Below are 23,505 nucleotides of genomic sequence, written 5' to 3' on the forward strand. Positions count from 1 at the left end.
CCCGTGCGTCGGCCAATCGCTGCATGTCCCTTCCCTACGATCGGTGTGACGCGCAACACTCGCAGGCGCATGAGCGTTGCCGGCCCGGTCCGAGGGACCCGTGGAAGCGAGGTCACGTCATGTCCCTGCACGACGAATTGACATCGGTCCAGCGCTGTCTGGACGACCTGTGCCGGTCGGTGGGGCGGCTGGAGCGGCAGATGGGCAGCGGCGGGCTCGACATCCGCCGTGTCCGCACCGACGCCGACCACCTGCGCGAGAGCGTGGCACTGCTGCGCGAGGCGGCCAGTGCGGCAGGCGTCCTGCGACGGCCCGATCTCGTCGCCATCCCCGACACCCCGTACGACACCACCCTGTGGACGGACTCGGACGACGAGGGTCTCGGCGCCCGCGACCGGCACGCCCCCTGACGAAGAAGGTGCGTCCCAAGTTGGCCACTGGCACCGAATCCCCCGACACCCACGCCCCCGCGCCCGGCGGCGAGCGAACCGGCAGGCGCGCCGCGATCCCGGGGCGCCACCTGCGCACCGACCGCTGGTGGCTGGCCCCGGCCGGCACCGCCGCCGGGCTGCTGGCCTTCGTCGTGTACTCGACCTGGCGCGCCTTCGCCGACGCGCACTACTACGCCGCGCCGTACGTCTCGCCGTTCTACTCGCCGTGCCTGGCGGAGCGGTGCCGGACCATGCACGCGGGGCCCAACGCGGACCTCTTCGGCAGCTGGTGGGCGATCTCCCCGGCGATCATCATCCTGATCTTCCCGCTGGGCTTCCGCCTGACCTGCTACTACTACCGCAAGGCCTACTACCGCGGCTTCTGGGCGTCGCCCCCGGCCTGCGCGGTGGCGGAGCCGCACAAGAAGTACACCGGCGAGACCCGCTTCCCGCTGATCCTGCAGAACGTCCACCGGTACTTCTTCTACGCGGCGCTCCTGGTGGCGGGCGTCCTCACCTACGACACCGTGCTCGCCTTCCGCGACCAGCACTACCGCTGGGGCCACATGGGGCTCGGCACCCTGGTCTTCCTGGTGAACATCGCACTGATCTGGGCGTACACGCTCTCCTGCCACTCCTGCCGTCACATCGTCGGCGGAAAGCTCAAGCACTTCTCCAAGCACCCGGTCCGTTACAGGGCCTGGGTGTTCATCAGCCGGCTCAACGCCCGGCACATGCTGCTGGCGTGGGCGTCCCTGGTCAGCGTGGCCCTCGCCGACTTCTACGTGTACCTGGTGGCGTCCGGCGCCTTCGCCGATCCGCGCTTCTTCTGACGACAGTGAGGCCTTGTGATGTCCGTGGTCGACCGGCAGGAGTGGGACGTGGTCGTGGTCGGGGCCGGCGGCGCCGGGCTGCGCGCCGCCATCGAGGCCCGCGAGCGCGGCGCCCGCACGGCCGTGATCTGCAAGTCACTGTTCGGCAAGGCGCACACGGTGATGGCGGAGGGCGGCATCGCGGCGGCGATGGGCAACGCCAACCCGCACGACAACTGGCAGGTGCACTTCCGCGACACCATGCGCGGCGGGAAGTTCCTCAACCAGTGGCGGATGGCCGAGCTGCACGCGCGTGAGGCGCCCGACCGGGTCTGGGAGCTGGAGACCTGGGGTGCCCTCTTCGACCGTACGCAGGACGGGAAGATCTCCCAGCGCAACTTCGGCGGCCACGAGTACCCGCGCCTGGCGCACGTCGGCGACCGTACGGGGCTCGAGCTGATCCGCACGCTCCAGCAGAAGGTGGTCGCGCTGCAACAGGAGGACAAGGAGGAGACAGGCGACTACGAGTCCCGGCTGAAGGTGTTCCAGGAGTGCACGGTCACCCGGATCCTCAAGACTGTGCCTGACAGCGGCTCCGCCGCGGGGGACCGGGTGTCGGGTGTCTTCGCCTACGAGCGTGAGTCGGGCCGTTTCTTCGTGCTGGAGGCGCCCGCCGTCGTGATCGCGACAGGCGGCATCGGCAAGTCCTTCAAGGTGACGTCGAACTCGTGGGAGTACACCGGCGACGGGCACGCGCTGGCGCTGCTCGCCGGGGCGCCGCTGCTGAACATGGAGTTCGTGCAGTTCCACCCGACGGGCATGGTCTGGCCGCCGTCGGTGAAGGGCATCCTCGTCACCGAGTCGGTGCGCGGCGACGGCGGGGTGCTCATGAACTCCGACGGCAAGCGGTTCATGTTCGACTACATCCCCGACGTCTTCAAGGAGAAGTACGCGGAGACGGAGGGGGAGGCCGACCGCTGGTACGACGACCCGGACCACAACCGCCGCCCGCCCGAGCTGCTGCCCCGGGACGAGGTGGCGCGCGCCATCAACGCCGAGGTGAAGGCGGGCCGTGGCTCCCCGCACGGCGGTGTCTTCCTGGATGTGTCGACGCGCATGCCCGCCGAGGTCGTCCGGCGCCGGCTGCCGTCGATGTACCACCAGTTCAAGGAGCTGGCGGACGTCGACATCACCGCCGAGGCGATGGAGGTCGGGCCGACCTGCCACTACGTGATGGGCGGCGTGGCGGTCGACTCCGACACGGCGGCGGCCCGCGGGGTCACGGGCCTGTACGCGGCCGGTGAGGTGGCCGGCGGGATGCACGGCTCCAACCGGCTGGGCGGCAACTCGCTCTCCGACCTGCTGGTGTTCGGGCGCCGGGCCGGCCTGCACGCGGCGCAGTACGCCATGGGACTGGCCGAGCGGCCCCTCGTGGACGACGTCCAGGTCGACACGGCGGCGGCCGAGGCGCTGCGCCCGTTCTCGGCGGAGGGTCCGGCGCCCGGCGAGGACATCGTGGAGGAGGGCCGCCCGCCGGAGAATCCCTATGCCCTGCACCAGGAACTCCAGCAGACCATGAACGACCTGGTCGGCATCATCCGCCGCGAGCCGGAGATGCAGCAGGCGCTGAAGAAGCTGGCGGAACTGCGGGTGCGGGCGCGCCGGGCGGGCGTCGAGGGGCACCGCCAGTACAACCCGGGCTGGCATCTGGCACTGGACCTGCGGAACATGCTGCTGGTCAGCGAATGCGTGGCGCGGGCCGCGCTGGAGCGCACGGAGTCGCGCGGCGGTCACACCCGCGAGGACTTCCCGTCGATGGACCGGGCGTGGCGGCGGGTCAACCTGCTGTGCCGGCTCACCGATCCGACCGGGGGCCTGGCGGCGACGGACCCGGTCCGGGGCCAGATCGCGCTCACCCGGGAGACCACCGAACCCATCCGCCCCGACCTGCTCGCCCTCTTCGAGAAGGAGGAGCTGGTGAAGTACCTCGCCGAAGAGGAGCTGTACGAATGAGCAGCTACGAAGCCCGCTTCAAGGTGTGGCGGGGCGATGTGAGCGGCGGCGGCCTGGAGGACTTCAAGGTCGAGGTCAACGACGGCGAGGTGGTGCTGGACATCATCCACCGTCTGCAGGCCACCCAGGCCCCGGACCTCGCGGTGCGCTGGAACTGCAAGGCCGGCAAGTGCGGTTCGTGCTCGGCGGAGATCAACGGGCGGCCGCGGCTGATGTGCATGACGCGGATGTCGGTGTTCGACCGGGAGGAGACGATCACCGTCACTCCCCTGCGCACGTTCCCGGTGATCCGCGACCTGGTGACGGATGTCGGCTTCAACTACGTCAAGGCGCGCGAGGTCCCGGCCTTCGTCCCGCCCGCGGGGCTCGGCCCGGGCGAGTACCGCATGATGCAGGAGGACGTGGACCGCTCGCAGGAGTTCCGCAAGTGCATCGAGTGCTTCCTGTGCCAGAACACCTGCCATGTGGTGCGCGACCACGAGGAGAACAAGCAGGCGTTCGCCGGCCCGCGCTACCTCATGCGGGTCGCGGAACTGGACATGCACCCGCTGGACGCGGCGGCCGAGCGGGGACTGGACCGCAAGCGCGCGGCCCAGGACGAACACGGCCTCGGCTACTGCAACATCACCAAGTGCTGCACGGAGGTCTGCCCCGAGGGCATCAGGATCACGGACAACGCCCTGATCCCGCTGAAGGAACGGGCGGTCGACCGCAAGTACGACCCCCTGGTGTGGCTGGGCTCGAAGATCAGGAGGCGTTCTTCGTAGCGCCGGCTTGCGGGGTGCGGCCGGGGCGCCGGGCCAGCGTCTGCGCCGCCGTCCCGGCCACCCACAGCACGAAGCGACCCCCGTCGCCGCGCCCCACCACCGCCAGGGCGGACACCCCCACCAATGCCCAGTGCACGCCGGTCATCGTCGTACGAACTCCAGTGCGCGCTCGAGGTTGTGTTCCGCGACGCCCCGCATCGGCCCCGGTTCCGGGTAGTCGCCGTCGAGGAGCCTGAGGGGACCCGCCACCAGGGAGAGGTGCAGGGCGAGGCGGTACAGGCGCAGCCGGTCCTCGTCGGGCTCGCCGGTGCGCAGGGCCTCGTAGTGGCGGCCGAAGCGGAGTTGGAGGAAGGCGTGCTCCCACTCGGCGTCGAAGTACATCAGTCCTTCGATGTCGATCAGTGCCGGACGGCCGTCCGCGTCCAGCAGGACGTGGTCGGGGCCCATTTCGCCGTGGACGACGGTGTGGCGGGCACGGGGGCGCACCACCGCGAAGAGCTCGTGCAGGCGGTGGTCGAGCCGGTCGCGTGCGGCCGCGACCCGAGGCTCACGGGCCGCGGCCTCCTCGATATCCCGCAGGGCGCGGTCCCGTACGACGGCTTCGCACGAGGTGCCGTGCGCGGATCCGCCGTCGTCGACGAGGGCGACCTTGCCGAAGCGGGGGGCGGTGTGGGCGCGCATCGCGGTCAGGGCGGCGGCGAGGTCCTTCAGCGGGCCGGTCGCCGCGTGGGGGTCGCGGCGCAGCAGCTCTTCCAGGGTGCCGCCGGGGAGGTCCTCGACGATCGCGGCGTCCGCCGGCAGGTGCGTGTGGGTGGGGTCGGCGAACAGCAGGCGCGGTGTGGGGATGCCGAGGGCCGTGAGGCGGTGGTGGGACGCCGTGAACAGGTCGAGGCCCGAGGCGTGCGAGAAGGGGTCGCGGGGGTCGGCGGGCGGGGCGTCCCAGTAGTCCTCGCCGGGCGACCAGACGTAGGCGATCGCGGTGGAGCCGTCATCGAGGGCGAGCCGGTAGACGCCCTTCTTCGAGCCGCCGCGCAGCCGGGTGACGGTGTCCAGGCGGCGGGTGGGGCCCAGGGCCGCGCGGGCCAGGGACGCCAGGTCGTCGCGGGTGAGGGGGGTCCGTGCGGGCGTCATGCGGACCCGCGGCCGACGCGCCGGCCCAGGAACTGCAGCACTCCGCCGCAGATCATCAGGGGCAGGCCGATGGAGAAGAGGATGTCGAGGACGGTGAGGTCGCGCACGGTGGAGGCGTATCGGCACAGCCCCATGCCGGAGGCGAAGAGCAGCGCTCCGAAGCCCCACAGATGGGGCCGCAGCATCTCCCCCCGCGCCCACGGAGCGACCCGGCCGGTCGTGAGGACGAGGACGCCCGCGACGGCGTAGAGCACCACGACCACGTACACGGCGATCAGTGAGGTGATGTGCAGCATCCAGCCCCCCGCGGTTCCTTGGCCTGATCATGGCACCGACCGCCGCGTAGGACCAGATCCGCCCCCCGTACATCAGGCGCCGCACCCCGGTCGCGGCGCCGCGTATTCAGCCATACGCTCCGAAATGTGACGCCGCCCCACCGTCGACGCCGGCCGCGACCGGCCGCCGTGTTCCGAGCCGTGCGGAGGGTGCCTGTCGTGTTCGCCGTGGTGCTGGTACCGCACCACACCTCCACCGGGGATCTCGTGCTGCCACTGGTCGCCGCGCTCGCCGCCGTCGCCGTGGCGGCGTACGCGTCGCTGCGGCGCAGGCTGCGCGCGGCGACCCGCACGACACCCGGCGGGGTGCTGCCCGCCGTCGTGCCGCTGGACGAACTCGACCGGCGGGCCCGTCGGTTGCTCGTCGGGACGGACGACTGTGTGCGCACCAGCCGGGAGGAACTCAGCCGCGCGGCAGAGGCGTTCGGGGATGCGGCGGTACGGGAGTGCACCGAGGCGGTGCAGTTCGCCGAGGCGGAGCTGGCACAGGCGTTCCGGTTGCGGCAGCGGTTCGACGACGGGGAGGGGCAGGCGCGGGGCCTGCTGGAGGAGATCGTCGAGCGGTGCGAGGCGGCCGGGCGGCGGCTGGACGCTCAGGCGCCCGAGTTCGACCGGATCCGCGCGTTGGAGAGGACCGCGGGCGAGGCACTGGAGCGTGCCGAGGCACGGCTGCGGGAGGTGACGGCCCGGACCCCGGACGCGGACCGCACCCTCGCCGAGACACGCACGCGATACGCCCTGTCGGCCTGTCTGCCGGTGGCCGGCCACGACGAACAGGCGAAGGACCGGCTGCTCTTCGCCACCACCGCCCTGAAACGGGCACGGCAGGCCATGCGGGACGGTGCGACGGACGACGCGGTGGCCCTGCTGCGCGCCGTCGAGGCCGCGACCGACCAGGCGTCGGTCCTCGTGGACGGTGTGGTCCGGCTCGCCGCGGACCTGATGGCGGCGGCGGGCCGTCTGCCCACGGCCCTGACCGACATGGAGGCCGACCTCGAGGAGGCTCGCGGGCTCCTGGGCACGGACACCGCCCGGGCGATCGCCCACGGGCAGTCGGTGGTGGCGCGGGTGCGGGAGGAGATGAACGGGGAGGGGCGCTGCGACCCCGTCGACGCGCTGCGACGCGTCGAGCAGGTGGCCGCGGGGCTGGACCGGGCCCTGCACCGGGTGGCGCGAGGTTCCGGGGCGGCGGGGCGGCTCGAGCGGGCCGTGCTCGTCGCCCGCAGTACCGTCGGGGCGGCCGCCGACCAGGTGACCACGCACCGCGGCGCCGTCGGCTGGGAGGCGCGGACGCGGCTCGCGGAGGCCGAGCGGCGGCTGCGCGGCGCGGTGAACACCGCCGTGCCGTCCGTCCCCGCCCCGGCCGACGCGCTCGCCGACGCCCGTGAGGCCTACGCACTCGCCCGGGAGGCCCGCCGGCTCGCGCAGCGGGACGTACGGGCCTACGGGACGCCGTACGGCGAGGGTCTGTGGACGGGCGGCGCCGTGCTCGGCGGCATCCTGCTCGAGGCGCGGCACCGGCCGGGCGGCCATGGCGGACCGGCGAGCTTCGGCGGGCCGGCCACCCGGGGGCGCAGGGACGACGGCGAGCTGTTCCGAACCGCGCCGGCCGAGAGCCGGCCCCGGCCCGGAGACGCGGACTTGGCGCCTAGAACAGGCTCAGCAACGCCTCCGCCGGGTCCGTGACGCCGCCCTCACCGCCCGGCAGCGGAAGTTCGAACCACACCGTCTTGCCGCGCGGCGTACGGCGCGAACCCCAGGCCGCGGAGAGCATCCCGACCAGTTGCAGCCCACGGCCGCCCTCGTCGGTGTCCCGGGCGCGGCGGCGGCGCGGCTGGACCAGGCCCGAGTCCCACACCTCGCACACCAGCGACCGGTCCAGCAGCAGCCGGAGCCTGATCTCGCCCTCGCCGTAGCGCAACGCGTTGGTGACCAGCTCGCTGACGAGGAGTTCGGTGGTGTCGACCAGGGGCTCGAGGTCCCAGCTGAGCAGCTGTCCGCGCGCGTACTCCCGGGCCCGGCCCACGCTGCGCGGCTCGCGGGGCAGCGTCCAGTCGCCGACGGATTCGGCCGGCAGTCCCTGTACACGTGCCATCAGCAACGCGATGTCGTCCTCGCCGTGATGGGTGTCCAGGGTGTTGAGGACCTGGTCGCAGACGTCCTCCAGTGGCCGGGACGGGTCGGTGAGGGCGCCGACGAACGCTTGCAGTCCCTCGTCCAGCGGGTGGTCGCGGGACTCCACCAGGCCGTCCGTGTAGAGCGCCAGCAGCGCGCCCTCCGGGAGTTCGACCTCGACCTCCTCGAACGGCTCGCCGCCCACGCCGAGCGGTATCCCGGGCGGCACGTCCAGCATCAGCGCGGGCTCGCCCGGCTCGACGAGCACCGGCGGGAGATGGCCCGCGTTGGCGAAGGTGCAGCGGCGCGTCACCGAGTCGTAGACCGCGTACACGCAGGTCGCCAGGTAGACCTCGGACAGGTCGGCCTCGCGGGGCCGGCGTGCGGCACGGGTGGCCTGCTGCACCCCTCCCCCAGAGCTGAACGCCTGGGCGGTACCCCCGGGGGCGCCGAGGCCGCGCGCGATCTCGTCCAGTTGCGCGAGGACCTCGGCCGGTTCGAGGTCGAGTTGGGCCAACGTGCGTACGGCGGTGCGCAGTTCACCCATGGCGACGGCGGCGCGCAGGCCCCGGCCCATGACGTCGCCGACCACCAACGCGGTGCGGTGGCCCGGGAGTTCGATGACGTCGAACCAGTCGCCGCCGACCTCGCTCGGCCGTCCGGTGGCCGCGTTGCCCGGCAGATACCGGCAGGCGATGTCCAGGCCGGAGGCCTCCGGGTCACCCGGTGGCAGCAGGGAGCGCTGCAGGATCAGCGCCCGTTCGTGCTCGCGGCGGTACAGGCGCGCGTTGTCGATGCAGACCGCGGCGCGGGCGGCGAGCTCCACGGCGAGCGCGCGGTCGCGTTCCCCGAACGGCTCGCTGCCCTTCGTGCGGGAGAACTGGGCGAGGCCGACCACGGTGTCGTGCGCGACCATCGGGACCGCGAGGGTGGACTGGATCAGGCCGCCGTCCTCGGCGGAGATGTGCCGGGGGCGCGCGGTGCGCAGGGCGTCGGCGAAGGCCGAGTTGAAGGAGAAGTGGTGCACCGCGCCGACCTCGACGGGCGCGGGCCCGCCGGCCAGGGGCGCGTCCGAGACGGCACTGGCGAACGCGACGCGGCGCAGCTCGGCGCTGCCGTCGGGCAGGCCCGGCGGTGTCTCGTCGCCCGCCAGGAGCCCCTGGTAGAGGTCGACGGTGGCGAGGTCGCAGAAACCGGGCACGACGACGTCGAGGAGTTCGCGGGCGGTGGTCTCCAGGTCGAGGGAGTTGCCGATGCGGGCGCCGGCCTCGTTCAGCAGGGCGAGGTTGCGGCGGGCGGCGGCGGCCTCGCGGGCGGCGGCTCGGCGCGCGGTGATGTCGGTTCCGAGCCAGGCGATCCCGATGGGCCGGCCGCTGCCGCTGTGCACCCGGTAGAGGTTGACGGACCAGTGCTTGCGCTCGTCGGAGCCGGGGACGAACCCCGTGATGTGCATGTCCGTGATGGACTGGCCGGTCTCCAGGACGCGCCGCAGCGTGGCGGTGACGCGCTCGGCCTCCGGGGACTCCAGGTAGTCGTGGACGGTGCGGCCGCGGTGGTCGGCGGGCGTGCCGCCGAACGTGGAGGCGAACCGCTCGTTGGCACGGCGCACCCGCAGGTCGGCGTCGATCAGCAGGAAACCGAAAGGAGATTGGCCGAATATCGCCTGCGAGGCGGCGAGGTCGGTCTCGATGCTGCGGAGGGTGCGGGCGTCGACGATGATGCACACGGCGCCCTGTTCGCCGTCGTCGGTCGTGGTGGGCATCACATAGACCTCGGCGAGCCCCTCGGTCCGCTCCGCGTCGGGCAGCCGGTAGGGGATGACGCCGGTCCACTCTCGGCCGTCCAGGATCTCGGCCATCTTGCGCTGGCCGCGCTCGCGCAAGTCCGGGGCGACGAACGACTCGATGGGGTCCATGCCCACGGCCCGCTCGGCGGGGATGCCGAAGAGACGCTCGGCGCGCAGGCTCCACTGGTCGACGAGCCCGTCGGGGCCGAGGGAGAACGAGGCGACCTTGATGTAGTCGTAGATGGAGCCGGGCGGACTGCTCTGCCACAGGGGTCCGCCCGCCGGATCGCGGGGTTCGACGGCCGCGGCGGCGCCGACCGCGGCCCCGCCCCTCGCGCCGTCCGACGGGTCCTCGGACTCCGTGGCCTTCGCTGGTATCTCGCTCACGCGAACCGTCCCCTCCAGCTCACCGCGTCCGGCACCGGTCACCGGGGGCGGCTGCCCGCAGTATCCAGCACTACGGTGCCGCACAACACGGTGTTCACGATCACAGCACGATCCCGATGGTTTTTGGACCGGCCGGGCCATACTCCCAGTCTTCTAACCAGGTGATGCCCGCTCGAACCAAAGAACGCCGCACGCGCTCCTGGCTCGATCCGATCGGTCGGTGCGCGCCCCGCCGACCGCGCGGGTGGTGCGCTGCCGTGCACCGGTTGAGCGCGCTCAGCGGGGAGCGACGAGCTCGAACCAGACCGTCTTCCCGGTGTCCGCCGGCCGGGTGCCCCAGCGGCGCGAGGAGTGGGCGACCAGCTGCAGACCGCGGCCGTCCTCCTCGTCGGAGCGAGCCTTGCGTTCGCGGGGCATGTCGGGGAGCGGGTCGGAGACCTCGACGAGCAGGGTGGGCACGGGGTCGGCGGCCCGGACGAGGCGGACACCGATGGGGCCGGTGGCATGCCGCATCGAGTTGGTGACCAGCTCGCTGACCAGCAGCGCGGCGACATCGCCGAGCTCGTCGAGACCCCAGGTGCCCAGCTTGCCACGGACCACCGCGCGAGCGGTGCGGACCGCACCGGGGTCAGCGGGGAACGTCCACTCGGCGCTTTCGCCTTGGGTGTCGAGCACGCCGATCACTTCCCAGGCCAGAAGCCCACCCATGTCCGGTTTCGTGGGGTTAATGGGCACATACCCGATATCAATGGCGCCTTACCGCGCACTGGGGCGCACTGTGGCACGAACGGCGTATGGGGCGCCAGCCCCTGGAGCAACACCAGCCCCATCGCCATCAGCCACAGCGAGGCCGGGACGCCCCCGCTCCGGGCGCGACTTGTGGCTTTTCCGCAGGTGAGGACCGCGGCATTCCGGCCTGCGCGGCCACAGGAGCCCCTCACACGGCGAGCACAGGTTTTACCGTATCCATGCACAGGAGCCCGAGTTCACACGTCCGGGCACGGTCGTCGAACTGCCGTGGTCCGCCCCGAGGGGGCGCGTCCCGGGGCGCAGTTGAACTGTTCAGGCGACTCAGACGAGCACGCCACCAGCCTTCAGGTCGTCGAAGAGCATCTGATCGACAGGCGGCACAAGGTCGCGGTCGGCGTACGAAAACCAGGCCATCTCTTCGATCTCACTGCTCGGCATCAGCTGTCCCTGGTACTCGGCGGTGTAACAGGCCATCCGCACCACGGTGCCGTCCGGCAGGCCGGGAGCTCCCGCCTCGTACGTCCCCGCATGGGCGACCGTCTTTGGATCCAGCACGACCGACAGCTCCTCCTTGATCTCGCGCACCAGCGTCTCCAGGTCGCTCTCCCCACCTTCACGCTTGCCGCCGGGAACGTAGAAGACGCCCTTCCCCTGGGGCCGCGCGCAGAGAATCCTGCCGTCCTCGACCCGCACCCAGGCCACCGTGTCGATCAGGACTGACATCACTCCGCCTTCGCCGTCTGGAACCCCGGTCAGGCAGGACACTAGCGGCACCACAGCCGCTGAATCCCGCTCAGCTCTCCAAGCTGCCGATCGCCTCGTCCAGCCACTTCCGCTCTTCGGCTCCGGTCGCACGGGCGATGCGCAGCACGCCCTGCCGGAACAGGTCCGGCGCCTCCTCGGCTCGCACCGGCTCGCCATCGCGGTAGAAAAAACTCGACGGGGTCTCGAGGAACACCTGACGGCGGCGGAGGACGGCGGCCTGCCCGGCAGGGTCCGGAAGATGACGCAAGAACGCGAGCAACGTGAAGAAGCGCTGGCCATCGGTGATTTCCACGTCTTTGGGGTTCCTCAGGCGAGCCAGCAGCTCGGTGCGACCCGCATCGGTGAGTGACAGAACCCGGCGGTGTGCGGCACCACTGCCGGGCTCGGTGCGCTGCTCGACCAAGCCGGCCTTCACCAGCCGCGTGATGGCCGGATAGAGCGCGCCATCGCTCACCGGACGGATGTGACCGTTGAGCGCTTGGATACGCGCCTTCAGCTCGTAGCCGTGCAGGGGGCCCTCATAGAGGAATCCCAAGATCGACAGTTCCAGCATGCACCGATCCCCTCACTTGCACCCATCCGCGCACTTGTTCGCTCAGCGTCACCATGTTATCTCTTTTCGCTGTATCTCGATTAGAGGTACAGCGAAAAGAGGGGGCTCTCGTCATGGATGCAGCGCAACACCGTCGCGTGCACGGCCGTCGTTCAGATGTACCGGCGCACGGCACCGTCCGCGGCCGCAGACAGCAACGAAAGTCGGGCGAAAGCCTCGGTCACAGAGTCCGACAGCACAACACCGACAACCGACGTGCCCAATGAACGCCGGACAGCTCCCAGCGGCCGGGAGTTCCGCGGGGGCGCTGCGGCGGGCGGCCAGGGGGCGGTCGCCGTCCAGCACGGCGGCGCCGACCACCACGATCGCCGGAGCCCACGGGAGCCGCCCGACGGGTCACCCGGGAGGGACGGGCCAGCGAGGCGGGATGGGTCGCCCACCGCGCGACGGGTGCGGCTCACGTGCTCCCGTTCTGCCCGATGCGCTCGACCCAGTAGAGCTGTTTGTGGCCGCGGTCGCCGAGACTGTCCACGATCTTCTGCGCCTCGGCGCGGGTGGCGTACCTGCCCACGCGGTAGCGGTTGCCGTTGTCGTCCTGCCGTATGACGAGCCAGGGGAGAGTGACCGTGCTGTCGTTCATCGCGACCCACCGCTCCTTCCCGCCCCAGCCCGCCCGAGTCCCGTCCCCGGCTTCCGCCGCGCCCCGCCCACCAAGGAAACCGCACTGCGCATATGCCCGAGCCTACGCCTTACCTTCACGCAGCGAATCCGACTTTTCACAAAGAGGTACGCAACCAGCCATGACAGAGGGGGCGCGCGCCGTCACACGCGCCCCCTAACACGCCCCTGGTGCACACAGAGCAGCGCGGAGCGCCGGGGGGTCAGGCGGCGGGAAACGACCGGATTGCAGCGGCGGGACAGCCGCGGACAACCGAGGGCCCGAGAGGGCGACTTGAGGAAGGGCGGGCGCGACGGCCGGGGTGAGGCTGGTCGGCGGCGCACGCCGTGGGGTTCGTGGAGGCCGACGTCGTGGTGCTCTCGGAGTCGGGTCGCCGCCCCCTTTCGGCCACCGCACCGGCTTGGGGCTACTTCACCGGCAGGTGGTACGCCACCCGGTACCTGTCCGCCGGTACCACCACGTCCGCCGTCTCCACCGGGCGGCCCGAGGCGTAGAACGTCCGCTGGATGACCAGGACCACATGGCCGGGGACGCCACCAAGGGCCAGGAGCTCCTCCGCGAGACCGGGGCGGGCGCCGACCTCCTCCGTGACGTTGTCCACGATCACGTCGATGGCCGCCATCCGCTCCACGACCCCCATGCCGCCGAGCGGGCCCTCCTCGGGCAGCATCACGGGGGTGCGCCCCGTCAGCGCGAGCGGCTCCCAGGACGTGGACAGCATCATCGCCTCGCCCGCGTCCCGGAACACGTACTTCGTGCACATCACCCGGTCACCCGGCTGGATGGCGAGCCGCTCGGCGATCGCGCCGTCGGCCGCGGTCTGCTCGCTGTGCGACTCCCAGGTGCCGCGCGCGGAGGCGTCCGCTTGCTCCTGGCGGAACGGGGTCGCGCCGCTCTCCGGCCGGAACCCGGAGCGGGCGATGCGCTGCGGATCCGGCCGCTCCCGGACGTAGGTGCCCGACCCGGAGCGGCCCTCCACCAGCCCCTCGGCCATCAGCACCTTGCGCGCCTCCAGGGCGACCGTGTCCGAGACGCCGTACTCCTCGCGGATGCGGGCCTGGGACGGCAGTCGGGTGTGCGGTGGCAGCAGACCGTCGACGATCTTCTTACGGAGGTCACCCGCGACACGCAGATACGCCGGCTGCTCACCGAAAGTCACTGGCCGCTCCCGTCAGGTTGTACAGACAGCAACAGCCTGGCAACCGTCGGTTCCGCCACGCAAGCGCAGGCCAAAGAATCACCCGATGTGATGACTTCTCCCTGCCGAGGGCTTTACCCAGGCACTTTCTCCCCGCTATGGACGCCGCCACACCTGCCCCGAACACAGACGCCGGACAGTCCCCATGACAGAGAGTCAGGAACGCCGGGAACTAGCCTTCTCGCATGACACCTTTGCCGGACTGTTACTGCCCGGCGGACGGCACCCGGGTGGCAGCGGAGTCGCTCGCCTGGTGCTGCCCCGTCTGCTGCGGCCCGCTCGACCTGGACTTCGCGCCCACGCCCGCCCCGCTGAAGTCCCTCGGCGGCCGGGTGAACTCGCTGTGGCGGTACGCGGAGACGCTACCGCTCGCGGGGCCCTCGATCAGTCTCGGCGAGGGCCGTACACCGCTCGTGGAGCTGACGGACGGCATCTCGGCGAAGCTGGACTTCCTGATGCCGACGCTGTCCTTCAAGGACCGCGGCGCGGTGGTGCTGGCCGAACTCGCGCTGCGCCTGAAGCCCCGGCAGGTGATCGCCGACAGCAGCGGCAACGCGGGCACGGCGATCGCCGCGTACTGCGCCCGGGCCGCGCTGCCGTGCACGGTGTACGTCCCCGAGGGCACCTCGGCCAAGAAGCTGGAGCAGATGGAGGCGCACCGGGCGCGGGTGGTCCTGGTCGAGGGCGGGCGCGAGGCGGCCGCGCGGGTGGCGCGCGACGCGGCGGACGAGCCGGGGGTGTTCTACGCGTCGCACGTCTTCAACCCCTACTTCCTGCACGGCACGAAGACGTACGTCCACGAGCTGTGGGAGGACCTCGGCGGGCGGCTCCCGGACGTGCTCGTGCTCCCCGTCGGCAACGGCACGCTGCTGCTGGGCGCCTCCCTCGCGATCGCGGAGCTGTACGGGGCGGGGCTGCTCGACCGCCGGCCGGCGCTGTACGCGGTGCAGGCGGCGGCGGTCGCCCCGCTGGCACGCGCGTGGGAGGAGGGCGCCGAGGACCTGGTGGGCGTCACTCCCGCGGGGCGGACGTCGGCCGAGGGGATCGCGATCCCGCGACCACCCCGGGCCCGCCAGATCCTGCGCGCGGTACGCGACTCGGGCGGCACGTTCCTGACGGTGACCGAGGACCAGATCCGCCACGCGCAACTCGACCTGGCGTCCCGGGGCCTGTATGTGGAGTCGACGGGCGTGGCCTGCTGGGCGGCCGTACGGGAGGGGGGCCTCGGATCCCGCAGTGCGGTGGTGCCGCTGTGCGGGGCGGGCCTGAAGACGGGGCTGGCCGGCCCCTGAAGACCACCGGTCGGGACGCCTCCCCGGCCGGGTCGCCCGGCGCGGTGACGAAGAAGCGCTCCCTGCCGATTCTCCACATAATGGGCAAGGTGAGTGACAGGGCCGCACTTTCGACTCGTCCCGCCGACCGCCCCGCCCCCGGCACGGGGCCCGGCCGGAAAGGGCTCAAGAGCGGCGCCCTCGGCATGTTCTCCTCGGTCGTCATCGGCCTGGCCTCCACCGCCCCGGCGTACAGCCTGGCGGCCACGCTGGGCCTCATCGTGGCGGGTGTGGGACTGCAGGCCCCGATCGTCACCATGCTGGCGTTCATCCCGATGCTGCTGATCGCGTACGCCTACCGGGAGCTGAACGCGTCCAACGCCGACTGCGGGACCGCCTTCACCTGGGCGACCCGTGCCTTCGGGCCGCGCACCGGCTGGATGGGCGGCTGGGGCCTGATCGTCGCGGACATCCTCGTCCTGGCCAACCTCGCCGAGATCGCCGGGATCTACGGCTTCCGGTTGGTGGGCCTGGACGCCCTGGCGGCGAGCCGGCTGTGGACCACCGTGGCGGGCATCGTCTGGATCGTCGCACTGACCGCCGTCTGCTACATCGGCATCGAGATCTCCGCCGCCCTCCAGCGCTGGCTGCTGTGCCTCGAAGTGGGGGTACTGGTCCTGTTCGCGGTGACCGCGCTGGTCAGGGTCTACACCAGCGCTCCCCCGACGGCGATCCACGTCTCCGCCTCCTGGTTCGACCCCTTCCAGGTGTCCTCGGCGAAGGCGCTGACCTCGGGCCTCCTCACGGCGGTGTTCATCTACTGGGGCTGGGACACGGCCGTCTCGGTCAACGAGGAAACCGTCGACAGCACACGCGTCCCCGGGCGCGCCGCGGTGGTCTCCACCGTGCTGCTCCTGGTGACCTACGCACTGGTGTCGACGTCCGCGCAGGCGTTCGCCGGGGTCGGCAGCTCGGGCATCGGGCTGGGCAACCCCGGCAACGCGGGCGATGTGCTCTCCGGGCTGGGCAACGCCGTCTTCGGCAGCCACGGCCCGGGGCTGGTGTTCTCCCGGCTGCTGATCCTGATGGTGCTGACGTCGGCGCTGGCCTCCACCCAGACGACCATCCTGCCGCTGGCGCGGACCGTGTTCTCCATGGCGGTCCACAAGGCGGTCCCCGCCCGGTTCGCCCGGGTCCACCGCAGGTTCCTCACCCCGACCTGGTCGACCGTCGGCATGGGGGCGCTCTCCATCGCCGTTCTAGTCGTGCTGTCCTCGTTCAGTCGGAACTTCCTGGCCGACTCCGTCGAATCGGTCGGCCTCGCGATCGCGTTCTACTACGGGCTGACCGGCTTCGCCTGCCTGTGGTACCACCGAAGGGTCCTCACCCGCAGCGCCGGTGACCTGCTGTGCAAGGGCGTGCTGCCGGGGCTCGGCGGGCTCATGATGCTCGCGCTGTTCCTCTACGCCGCCTTCGGCGTCTACGCGGACCCCCGCTACGGCGCGACGGTCGTCGACCTGCCGGTGATCGGCCCGACGGGCGGGGTCACCGTGGTGGGCCTGGGCGCTCTGCTCGTGGGCTTCGTGCTGATGCTGGTGATCACCCGTGAGCACACCACGGCCCTCAAGCTCCAGCGGAGCCTGCTCCCGCACCGCCTGCCGCAGCAGACCGCCGTGCAGGCTTCGAGCCGCTATCTGCCCGCCGACAACGGGTCCGGGGTGGGCGGCGACTGGTTCGACGTCATCCCGCTGTCGGGCACCCGGGTCGGTCTGGTCGTCGGGGACGTGGTCGGCCACGGGCTGCGGGCCGCCGCCACCATGGGGCGCCTGCGTACGGGCGTACGCGTGCTGGCCCGGCTGGACCTGGCCCCGGACGAACTGCTCGCCCGGCTGGCCGACCTGGTCGAGCAGACCGCGCACGAGCGCGCGCCCGGTCACCCCGCGGGCCACGGCCGGCACGCCGACGAGGCCCGCGGGGTGACCTGCCTGTACGCGGTGTACGACCCGGTGTCGGGGCAGTGCAGCCTGGCGCGGGCGGGCCGGTCGCCGCTGGCGGTCGTCGCGCCGGACACAGGCGTCGCCGACTACCCGGAACTCCCGCCCGGCCCGCCCCTCGGAGGCACCGGACCGCCCTACCAGTCCACCGAACTGCGGCTCGCGCCGGGCAGCCTTCTCGCCTTCTTCACGGACGGCCTCTTCCAGGCGGCGGACGGCCCCGAGGTCGGGCGCGGCCTGCTCGCCCGGGCCCTCGCCGATCATCGCGAGTCATTGGAGGAACTGTGCGACCGGGCGGTGGCCACGCTGCTGCCCGGACCGGTGGACGAGGACGCGACGCTGCTGCTGGTCCGCACCTGCCTGCTGGACCGCAACCGGCTCGCGCAGTGGGAGCTGGCGCCGGATCCGGCGGCGGTCGCCTCCGTCCGCAACACCGTCGGCAAGCAGCTCGGCGACTGGGGTCTCGAGGACCTCGTGTTCGCCACGGAGCTCATCGTGACCGAGCTGGTCACCAACGCGATCCGGTACGTCGGGGGCCCGATCCAGGTGCGTCTGATCCGCGCGGAGCCGATCAGCGGCTTCACCGCCGGCACCCTGATCTGCGAGGTGTCCGACCCCGGGCACACCGCGCCGAACCTGCGCCACGCCGCGAGCGACGACGAGGGGGGCCGGGGCCTGTACATCATCGCCCAGATGACCCAGCAGTGGGGGACTCGCTACACGCCCACGGGCAAGACCATCTGGACCGAGCAGCCGCTGCCGCCCACCGACTCCTCGTAGGGCGCGCCGGTCAGCCGGAGACGGCCGCCGTCCAGCCCTGGTCGACGGTCCGCCTCGCCTTCTCCAGTTGCGCGTCCGTCGGGAACTGCGGTGTTCCCTCCACGGTCGGCAGCCGGGCGGCGGCGGTCTTGTCCAGGGTGCCGTCCTTGCGCATGACGTCCATGAGGACCGGGCGGGCATAGCCGAGCAGCCGGAGGTTCTGGCCCTCCGTGCTGAACAGGTACTCCTGCCACAGGCGGGCGGCCGCCGGGTGCGGGGCGTGTCGGTTGACCGCCAGCGCGTAGTACTGGGCGAAGCTGCCGTCGAACGGGATGGAGACCTGCCAGTCCACGCCCTTGCCGCGGAACTCGTCGGCGGCAAGGAGGTTGACGTAGTCCCAGTTGACGGTGATGGGTGTCCGGCCGTCCCGGACCGTCGCCGAGGTGGCGGGCAGGGGGTTGAAGTTGCCCCTCTTCTTGAGCTTGGCGAAGAAGTCGATGCCGGGCCGGATGTCGTCGAACGACCCGTTGTTCGCCAGCGCGGCCGCGTAGACGCTGGCGAAGGCGGTCTCCGACCGGGTCGGATCGCCCGCGAGGGCGACCATCCCCTTGTAGGCGGGCTTCAGCAGATCGGCGTAGGTCTGGGGGCAGGGCTTGACGCGCCGGGCGTCACAGCCGATCGAGATGTAGCCGCCGTAGTTGTTGGCCCAGCGGCCCCCAGGGTCCTTCTGGTTGCCGGGGATCGCGTCGAACGCCGCGACTTTGTACGGCGCGAGCAGGTTCTGCCGCGCCGCGGTCCGCGCGAAGGTGTCGCCGACGTCGATCACGTCGGGGGCGGTCGACCGGGTTCCGCTGCTTCTGAGGGCGTTGATCTCGTCCTGGCTGTGCCCCAGCGCGTCCTGGACGGTCACCTTGATCCCGTACTTCTTCTGGAAGCCGTCGATCAGGCCGCCGTAGTCGGCCCAGTCGCGCGGAAGCGCGATCGCCGTGAGCCTGCCCTCCTTCTTCGCCGCGGCGGCCAGGGCCCGCATGCCGCCCACGTTCTGCGCGGAGGTCGCCGCCGCCGGCTTCTCCAGCCGGGTGGTCGGCGGGCCGCCGCAGGCGTGCAGGCTCAGTGTCGTGAGGGCGAGGCAGCCGAGGACGGCTGCAGCTCGGCCACGGGGTGCGGTCACGACGGCTCCAGACGGGTGCGGGCGGCGCGATCGTGGAGTTTTCGGAACTCTCGGACCCTCAGCCGCGGTACGGGTACCGCGTCGGCCCTTCGGTCATCCAGGCCAGCGTACCCACGCCGGGCGATCGTGCAGGTGAGGCGGTGTGTGCGGCGTCCTCACAGGGCCGTGTCCTCCCATTGGCCGAGCAGGATCTCGCCGAGCCCTTCGGCGCCCGGCGTGGCGCCGCCGTGGAGGGACTGTTCGGCCCAGATGACCTTGCCGGTGCCCGTGTAGCGGGTGCCCCAGCGCTCGGCGAACTGGGCGACCAGGAACAGTCCGCGGCCCCCCTCGTCGGTGGCCTTCGCCCGGCGCAGCCGCGGTGAGGTGCTGCTGCCGTCCGCCACCTCGAAGATCAGGGCGCGGTCACGCAGCAGCCGGACGGAGACGGGTTCGCCGCCGTAGCGGATGGCGTTGGTGATCAGCTCGCTGAGGATGAGCTCGGCGGTGAAGACGTTCTCCTCCAGGCCCCACTCCGTCAGTCGGCGGGCGCAGTCGGTGCGCACCGGGCCCACCGCCGCCGGGTCGCTGGGAACCTGCCACTCGGCGACCCGGTCGGGGCCGAGACAGCGGGTGCGGGCCACCAGCAGCGCGATGTCGTCCGTGGGCCGCTCGGGCAGCAGCGCGTCCATCACCCTCGCGCAGGTGGCCTCCGGGGTGCGGTCCGGTCCGGTCAGGGCAGCGCTCAGCGCCTCGAGACCGGCGTCCAGGTCGCGTTCGCGGTCCTCGACCAGGCCGTCGGTGAAGAGCACCAGCCGCGACCCCTCTGGCACGGTCAGCTCGGCGCTCTCGACGGGCAGACCGGCGCACAGGCCGAGGGGCGGCGAGATGGGCACCGGTGGGAAGTCCACGCTCCCGTCGGGATGGACGAGCGCCGGTCCCGGGTGGCCCATGGTGGCGATGGCCAGCTGCCCGGAGACGGGGTCGTAGACGGCGTACTGGCAGCTCGCCCCGGCGATCCCCTGCCCGTCCTCCCCCGCGGTGACCTCCTCGGCGTCGATCTGGGCCACCAGTTCGTCCAGCCGGCCGAGAAGCTCGTCCGCAGGCATGTCCAGGCCGGAGAAGTTTTGCACGGCGGTCCGCAGCCTGCCCATGGTGGCCGCGGCGTGCAGGCCGTGGCCCACGACGTCGCCGACCACCAGGGCCACCCGGGCACCGGACAGCGGGATGACGTCGAACCAGTCGCCGCCCACTCCCGCCTGCGCGGGCAGGTAGCGGTAGGCCACGTCGAGGGCGGACTGCTCGGGGAGCCCGCGGGGCAGCAGGCTGTGCTGCAGGGTGACGGCCATGGTGTGCTCACGGGTGAAGCGGCGGGCGTTGTCGATGCTCACCGCGGCCCGGGCGACCAGCTCCTCGGCGAAGGACACGTCCTCCTCGTCGAACGCCGGTGAGGCGCGCCCCCGCCAGAAGTCGACGGCTCCCAGCACCACTCCGCGGGCCTGCAGCGGGACCGCCAGCAGGGAGTGGATGCCGTGGTCGAGGATGCGCCGGGACCGTACGGCGTCCTGGGCCACCCAGCTGTCGTCCACGCTCAGGTCCCTGACCAGGACCGCCCGTCCGCCTTCCATCGCCCGGGCGACGGGGTGGGCGGGGATGAACCGGAACAGCGCGCCGACGGGGTAGAGGAGACGGTCGTCGTGCAGGCCCACGACCGCGACCCGGCGCACGTCGGGGTTCGCCGCGGAGGGCTCCCCGCCGGACAGGACCGGGTCCAGCAGTTCGACGGTGACCACGTCGGCGAACCGGGGCACCGCGACCTCCGCCAGTTCCTCGGCGGTGCGCTTCACGTCCAGGGTGGTGCCGATCCGGCCCCCGGCGTCGTAGAGCAGTTTCAGGCGTTCGCGCGCCACCTCCGCCCGGCCGGACAGTGCGAGCAGCTCCGTGGTGTCCCGGAGCGTCACCGCGCTGCCGGCCGGTCCGTGGGGCGCGGTGGGCCGCTTGTTGACCGCCAGGAGGCGGTCGGCCGCGAGGTACACCTCGTCGGTGGCCGGGCGGTCGGAGGCCAGCAGCCCGGGCAGGTCCTCCTCGAGGCCCAGATCGGTGACATGGCGTCCCTCGGCGTCCGCCGGCAGGTCCAGCAGCCGCCGTGCCTCGTCGTTGGCCAACAGCAGCGTGCCCTCGGCGGAGATGATCAGTACGCCCTCCCGTACGGCGTGCAGGACCGCGTCGTGGTGCTCGTACATCCGGGTCATCTCGGTCGGGCCCAGGCCATGGGTCTGCCGCCGCAGCCGGCGGCTCACCAGGGCGGACCCGCCCACGGCGATGACCAGCCCCCCGGCGGCGCCGCCGAAGAGCACCGGCAGCTGACGGTCCACCCGGTGCTGCACCTTCTCGACCGTGACGGGAACGGAGACGATGGCGACGACCGAGCCGTCGGGGGCCCTGACCGGGACCGCCGAGATCACCGAGAGCCCCAGGGACCCTTGGAAGGTCCTGGTGAACGGCTTGCCGGCCGCGGCCTGCGCGTAGGGGCCGATGACATGCTTGCCGATCTGGTGCGGATCGCTGTGGGTGAGGGTGACCCCGTCCAGCCGGTACACGATGATGGCGTCGACACCCGCGGCCTTCCGTGCCGCCTCGGCATGCGGCTGGAGCACCGCGCTCGGATCCGGGCTGTCCAGCGCGGCCACGATCCCCGGCGAGTTGGCGAACGTCTGAGCGGCGGCGAGGGTGCGGTTCCGGGCGTCCGCCATGTTGTCGCGCCGGGCCTGCACCACGAGAGCCACCAGCGTGGCGGCGACGAGCAGCACCACGACGGCGAACTGCAGGAGAAAGACCTGCCCGGCGAGACTGCGCACGCTCAGCGAGCGGTGCGGGCGGCGTGGGCGGCGCGCAGAGTCTCGACCGGATTGTCCAGTCATACCCCCTTTCTATCGTCTACGGGAGGGAACGCGCACACTCACCGGCCCGGGGTGCCGTGCTGCGCCCCGCCCCCGCCTTCCCGTCGCCCGGTCGGGACCGCCTGACCGAAATCCGCTCGTCCGCCGGTAGTACCCCTGTTCCTCCGCGTGCACGATGCCGTTCACCACCGCCCCGGCGAAGATCGGCGTGAGGATCTTTCCCGGTTCCCGCACGCAGAGAGGCTGTGGACACACCATGCACTTAGCACGCCGGCACGAGCGACTCCCTGCCCCGACGAGACGGGGCTGGGCCGTCGCCCTCACCTGTGCCGCGGCCCTTGTCACCTCGGCTGCCGCGCTCCCCCAGGCACAGGCGGCCACCCGTCCGGCCACCCCCGCCGCCGCTGCCCACCGGCCGGCCGCGGGCCGGGCGGCCCTGGCGGACGCGCTCCGGGCCATCCACACCGCCGGCATGTACGGCGCCTACGCGGCCGTGCGGGACGGCGACACCACGTGGCGCGGTGCCGCCGGTGTCGCCGACCGGGACACCGGCCGTCCGGTGACGCCGGACATGGAGCAGCGGATCGGCAGCATCTCCAAGTCGATGACCGCTGTCGCCCTGCTCCAGCAGGTCGCCGCGGGCCGCCTCGACCTGGACGCGCCCGTCTCCCGGTACCTCCCCGGACTCGTCCCCGGACAGCGCGGTGACCGGATCACGGTGCGGATGCTGCTCAACCACACCAGCGGTATCGGGGACTACGTCCTCTACGCCTTCCCGTCGTTGCAGACGCTGTCCACGAGCAGCCTGGACGAGAACCGCTTCCGGCACGTCGACCCCCGGGAGCTGGTCCGGATGGGAGTGCAGGCTCCGCCGACCGGCGCTCCCGGCGAGAAGTGGTCGTACTCCAACACGAACTACATCATCGCGGGGCTGCTGCTCGGCAAGCTCACCGGCGAGAACCCCGAGCGGTACATCACGCGCAACGTCATCCGCCGGGCCGGTCTGCGGCACACGTACTTCCCCGTCGGCCCGCGCATCACGGGCCCGCACCCGAAGCTGTACGAGTCCTTCCACGGACTGATCGATCCACCGCGCGACTACAGCGTCTACGACATGTCCTGGGCCGGAACCGCCGGCGCCGTCGTCTCCACCATGGCGGACCTCGACCGTTTCTACCGGGAGCTGCTCACCGGCCGGCTGCTCCCCGCCGCCGAACTGGCCCAGATGGAGACTACGGTCCCGATGACCGACGCCCAGGGCAACGTGCTGGGGCACTACGGGCTGGGCCTCATACGGTTCGACTGGGGTTGCGGCACGTTCTGGGGCCACAGCGGCGCGGTGTTCGGCGCCGAGACATGGGCGGTCTCCAGCCCGGACGGCCGCCGGCAGATGGCCCTCGCCTACAACCTGTCGAAGTACGACAAGCTCGGACCGGACGGCACGGTGACCCCGAGCCCGATCGACGACGCCATCAACGCGTTCGTGGCCAAGGCTGTGTGCGCTCCCACCACCGGTTCCCCGGCCCTGCGGTCGGCCGGGGTGGATCTCGCCCCGGCGCAGGCCTCCGAGTGGCGGTCACTGCCGGCCGCGAGGCGCTGACAACCGCAAGGCGCTGACAACCGCAGAAGAAGGGGGCCGCTCCCGAACCATGCTGCGGTCCCGCACACGCCGACCGGCGCGTGCGGGACCGCACGCGCCGGTCGGGTGCGCC

The 23,505-nt window shown here is 72.0% G+C and carries 19 protein-coding genes and 1 pseudogene; 8 read left to right on the plus strand and 12 right to left on the minus strand.

Features of this window, described 5'->3' with window-relative positions:
* The first annotated feature begins 119 nt into the window (after window positions 1-119).
* Genes ACZ7L1_RS05520 through ACZ7L1_RS05535 form a run of 4 tightly spaced genes read left to right on the plus strand, consistent with a single transcriptional unit; the run spans window position 120 to window position 4,023 of the window.
* Window positions 120-410: a hypothetical protein gene (locus tag ACZ7L1_RS05520; RefSeq protein ID WP_471434425.1), complete on the plus strand. Its 291-nt coding sequence runs from the start codon at window positions 120-122 to the stop codon at window positions 408-410.
* A gap of 20 nt (window positions 411-430) precedes the next feature.
* A complete protein-coding gene (locus tag ACZ7L1_RS05525) occupies window positions 431-1,264 on the plus strand; it encodes a hypothetical protein (protein WP_471434427.1) in 834 nt (277 codons plus the stop codon).
* An 18-nt stretch (window positions 1,265-1,282) separates the two neighbouring features.
* On the plus strand, window positions 1,283-3,256 hold the full coding sequence (locus ACZ7L1_RS05530; RefSeq protein WP_471434429.1) for a fumarate reductase/succinate dehydrogenase flavoprotein subunit: 1,974 nt from the start codon (window positions 1,283-1,285) through the stop codon (window positions 3,254-3,256).
* Entirely contained in the window at window positions 3,253-4,023 is a 771-nt protein-coding gene (locus tag ACZ7L1_RS05535) for a succinate dehydrogenase/fumarate reductase iron-sulfur subunit (protein ID WP_471434430.1), read from the plus strand. Before ACZ7L1_RS05530 ends, ACZ7L1_RS05535 begins: the two co-directional genes overlap by 4 nt.
* Here ACZ7L1_RS05535 and ACZ7L1_RS05540 read toward each other — a convergent pair.
* From ACZ7L1_RS05540 to ACZ7L1_RS05550, 3 genes are read right to left on the minus strand one after another with little or no spacing between them, the layout of a single operon-like run.
* Window positions 4,004-4,159: a hypothetical protein gene (locus tag ACZ7L1_RS05540; RefSeq protein ID WP_471434432.1), complete on the minus strand. Its 156-nt coding sequence runs from the start codon at window positions 4,157-4,159 to the stop codon at window positions 4,004-4,006. The two genes, ACZ7L1_RS05535 and ACZ7L1_RS05540, sit on opposite strands and share 20 nt — an antisense overlap.
* 5 nt (window positions 4,160-4,164) lie before the next feature.
* Window positions 4,165-5,154: a phosphotransferase family protein gene (locus ACZ7L1_RS05545; protein ID WP_471434433.1), complete on the minus strand. Its 990-nt coding sequence runs from the start codon at window positions 5,152-5,154 to the stop codon at window positions 4,165-4,167.
* Entirely contained in the window at window positions 5,151-5,450 is a 300-nt protein-coding gene (locus tag ACZ7L1_RS05550; RefSeq protein ID WP_471434434.1) for a hypothetical protein, read from the minus strand. Before ACZ7L1_RS05550 ends, ACZ7L1_RS05545 begins: the two co-directional genes overlap by 4 nt.
* Before the next feature lie 198 nt (window positions 5,451-5,648).
* Here ACZ7L1_RS05550 and ACZ7L1_RS05555 point away from each other — a divergent pair, with 198 nt between their 5' ends.
* Window positions 5,649-7,175, plus strand: a complete 1,527-nt coding sequence (locus ACZ7L1_RS05555) for a TPM domain-containing protein (protein ID WP_471434436.1) — start codon at window positions 5,649-5,651, stop codon at window positions 7,173-7,175.
* Here the strand turns inward: ACZ7L1_RS05555 and ACZ7L1_RS05560 are convergent.
* The 7 genes and pseudogenes from ACZ7L1_RS05560 to ACZ7L1_RS05590 form a co-directional block, all read right to left on the minus strand.
* Window positions 7,138-9,777 (minus strand): SpoIIE family protein phosphatase, encoded by a 2,640-nt coding sequence (locus ACZ7L1_RS05560; RefSeq protein ID WP_471434438.1) that lies wholly within the window; start codon window positions 9,775-9,777, stop codon window positions 7,138-7,140. The genes ACZ7L1_RS05555 and ACZ7L1_RS05560 overlap by 38 nt on opposite strands.
* A gap of 276 nt (window positions 9,778-10,053) precedes the next feature.
* Entirely contained in the window at window positions 10,054-10,485 is a 432-nt protein-coding gene (locus ACZ7L1_RS05565; RefSeq protein WP_471434440.1) for an ATP-binding protein, read from the minus strand.
* A gap of 363 nt (window positions 10,486-10,848) precedes the next feature.
* On the minus strand, window positions 10,849-11,250 hold the full coding sequence (locus ACZ7L1_RS05570) for an NUDIX hydrolase (protein ID WP_471434442.1): 402 nt from the start codon (window positions 11,248-11,250) through the stop codon (window positions 10,849-10,851).
* A 70-nt stretch (window positions 11,251-11,320) separates the two neighbouring features.
* Window positions 11,321-11,845, minus strand: a complete 525-nt coding sequence (locus tag ACZ7L1_RS05575) for a PadR family transcriptional regulator (protein WP_471434444.1) — start codon at window positions 11,843-11,845, stop codon at window positions 11,321-11,323.
* A gap of 268 nt (window positions 11,846-12,113) precedes the next feature.
* Window positions 12,114-12,211: pseudogene (locus ACZ7L1_RS05580) on the minus strand (DNA mismatch repair protein MutT); the annotation flags it as partial.
* A 91-nt stretch (window positions 12,212-12,302) separates the two neighbouring features.
* Window positions 12,303-12,485 (minus strand): SPOR domain-containing protein, encoded by a 183-nt coding sequence (locus tag ACZ7L1_RS05585; RefSeq protein ID WP_471434446.1) that lies wholly within the window; start codon window positions 12,483-12,485, stop codon window positions 12,303-12,305.
* A gap of 445 nt (window positions 12,486-12,930) precedes the next feature.
* Window positions 12,931-13,683 carry a GntR family transcriptional regulator gene (locus ACZ7L1_RS05590; protein WP_471434448.1) on the minus strand — a complete coding sequence of 251 codons (753 nt, stop codon included), beginning with the start codon at window positions 13,681-13,683 and terminating at the stop codon, window positions 12,931-12,933.
* 224 nt (window positions 13,684-13,907) lie between these two features.
* Between ACZ7L1_RS05590 and ACZ7L1_RS05595 the strand changes: the two genes are divergently transcribed.
* Both ACZ7L1_RS05595 and ACZ7L1_RS05600 read left to right on the plus strand, forming a co-directional pair.
* Window positions 13,908-15,014 (plus strand): pyridoxal-phosphate dependent enzyme, encoded by a 1,107-nt coding sequence (locus ACZ7L1_RS05595; RefSeq protein ID WP_471434450.1) that lies wholly within the window; start codon window positions 13,908-13,910, stop codon window positions 15,012-15,014.
* An 89-nt stretch (window positions 15,015-15,103) separates the two neighbouring features.
* A complete protein-coding gene (locus ACZ7L1_RS05600; protein WP_471434452.1) occupies window positions 15,104-17,767 on the plus strand; it encodes a SpoIIE family protein phosphatase in 2,664 nt (887 codons plus the stop codon).
* 10 nt (window positions 17,768-17,777) lie between these two features.
* Here the strand turns inward: ACZ7L1_RS05600 and ACZ7L1_RS05605 are convergent, their stop codons facing one another.
* Window positions 17,778-18,917 carry an ABC transporter substrate-binding protein gene (locus ACZ7L1_RS05605; protein WP_471434453.1) on the minus strand — a complete coding sequence of 380 codons (1,140 nt, stop codon included), beginning with the start codon at window positions 18,915-18,917 and terminating at the stop codon, window positions 17,778-17,780.
* Between the two features lie 155 nt (window positions 18,918-19,072).
* Window positions 19,073-21,814: a SpoIIE family protein phosphatase gene (locus tag ACZ7L1_RS05610; RefSeq protein WP_471434455.1), complete on the minus strand. Its 2,742-nt coding sequence runs from the start codon at window positions 21,812-21,814 to the stop codon at window positions 19,073-19,075.
* A 235-nt stretch (window positions 21,815-22,049) separates the two neighbouring features.
* Here ACZ7L1_RS05610 and ACZ7L1_RS05615 point away from each other — a divergent pair, with 235 nt between their 5' ends.
* Window positions 22,050-23,393, plus strand: a complete 1,344-nt coding sequence (locus ACZ7L1_RS05615) for a serine hydrolase domain-containing protein (protein WP_471434457.1) — start codon at window positions 22,050-22,052, stop codon at window positions 23,391-23,393.
* Window positions 23,394-23,505: the final 112 nt, after the last annotated feature.

It is taken from the genome of Streptomyces sp. NPDC107546, assembly GCF_055639175.1.

What these genes read in the sequence shown, in the direction of transcription:
- ACZ7L1_RS05610 (WP_471434455.1), bottom strand. Translation starts at nt 21,814, where the DNA reads ATGACTGGACAATCCGGTCGAGACTCTGCGCGCCGCCCACGCCGCCCG.
- ACZ7L1_RS05545 (WP_471434433.1), bottom strand. Translation starts at nt 5,154, where the DNA reads ATGACGCCCGCACGGACCCCCCTCACCCGCGACGACCTGGCGTCCCTG.
- ACZ7L1_RS05575 (WP_471434444.1), bottom strand. Translation starts at nt 11,845, where the DNA reads ATGCTGGAACTGTCGATCTTGGGATTCCTCTATGAGGGCCCCCTGCAC.
- ACZ7L1_RS05615 (WP_471434457.1), top strand. Translation starts at nt 22,050, where the DNA reads ATGCACTTAGCACGCCGGCACGAGCGACTCCCTGCCCCGACGAGACGG.
- ACZ7L1_RS05530 (WP_471434429.1), top strand. Translation starts at nt 1,283, where the DNA reads ATGTCCGTGGTCGACCGGCAGGAGTGGGACGTGGTCGTGGTCGGGGCC.
- ACZ7L1_RS05595 (WP_471434450.1), top strand. Translation starts at nt 13,908, where the DNA reads ATGACACCTTTGCCGGACTGTTACTGCCCGGCGGACGGCACCCGGGTG.
- ACZ7L1_RS05535 (WP_471434430.1), top strand. Translation starts at nt 3,253, where the DNA reads ATGAGCAGCTACGAAGCCCGCTTCAAGGTGTGGCGGGGCGATGTGAGC.
- ACZ7L1_RS05570 (WP_471434442.1), bottom strand. Translation starts at nt 11,250, where the DNA reads ATGTCAGTCCTGATCGACACGGTGGCCTGGGTGCGGGTCGAGGACGGC.
- ACZ7L1_RS05550 (WP_471434434.1), bottom strand. Translation starts at nt 5,450, where the DNA reads ATGCTGCACATCACCTCACTGATCGCCGTGTACGTGGTCGTGGTGCTC.
- ACZ7L1_RS05585 (WP_471434446.1), bottom strand. Translation starts at nt 12,485, where the DNA reads ATGAACGACAGCACGGTCACTCTCCCCTGGCTCGTCATACGGCAGGAC.
- ACZ7L1_RS05565 (WP_471434440.1), bottom strand. Translation starts at nt 10,485, where the DNA reads ATGGGTGGGCTTCTGGCCTGGGAAGTGATCGGCGTGCTCGACACCCAA.
- ACZ7L1_RS05520 (WP_471434425.1), top strand. Translation starts at nt 120, where the DNA reads ATGTCCCTGCACGACGAATTGACATCGGTCCAGCGCTGTCTGGACGAC.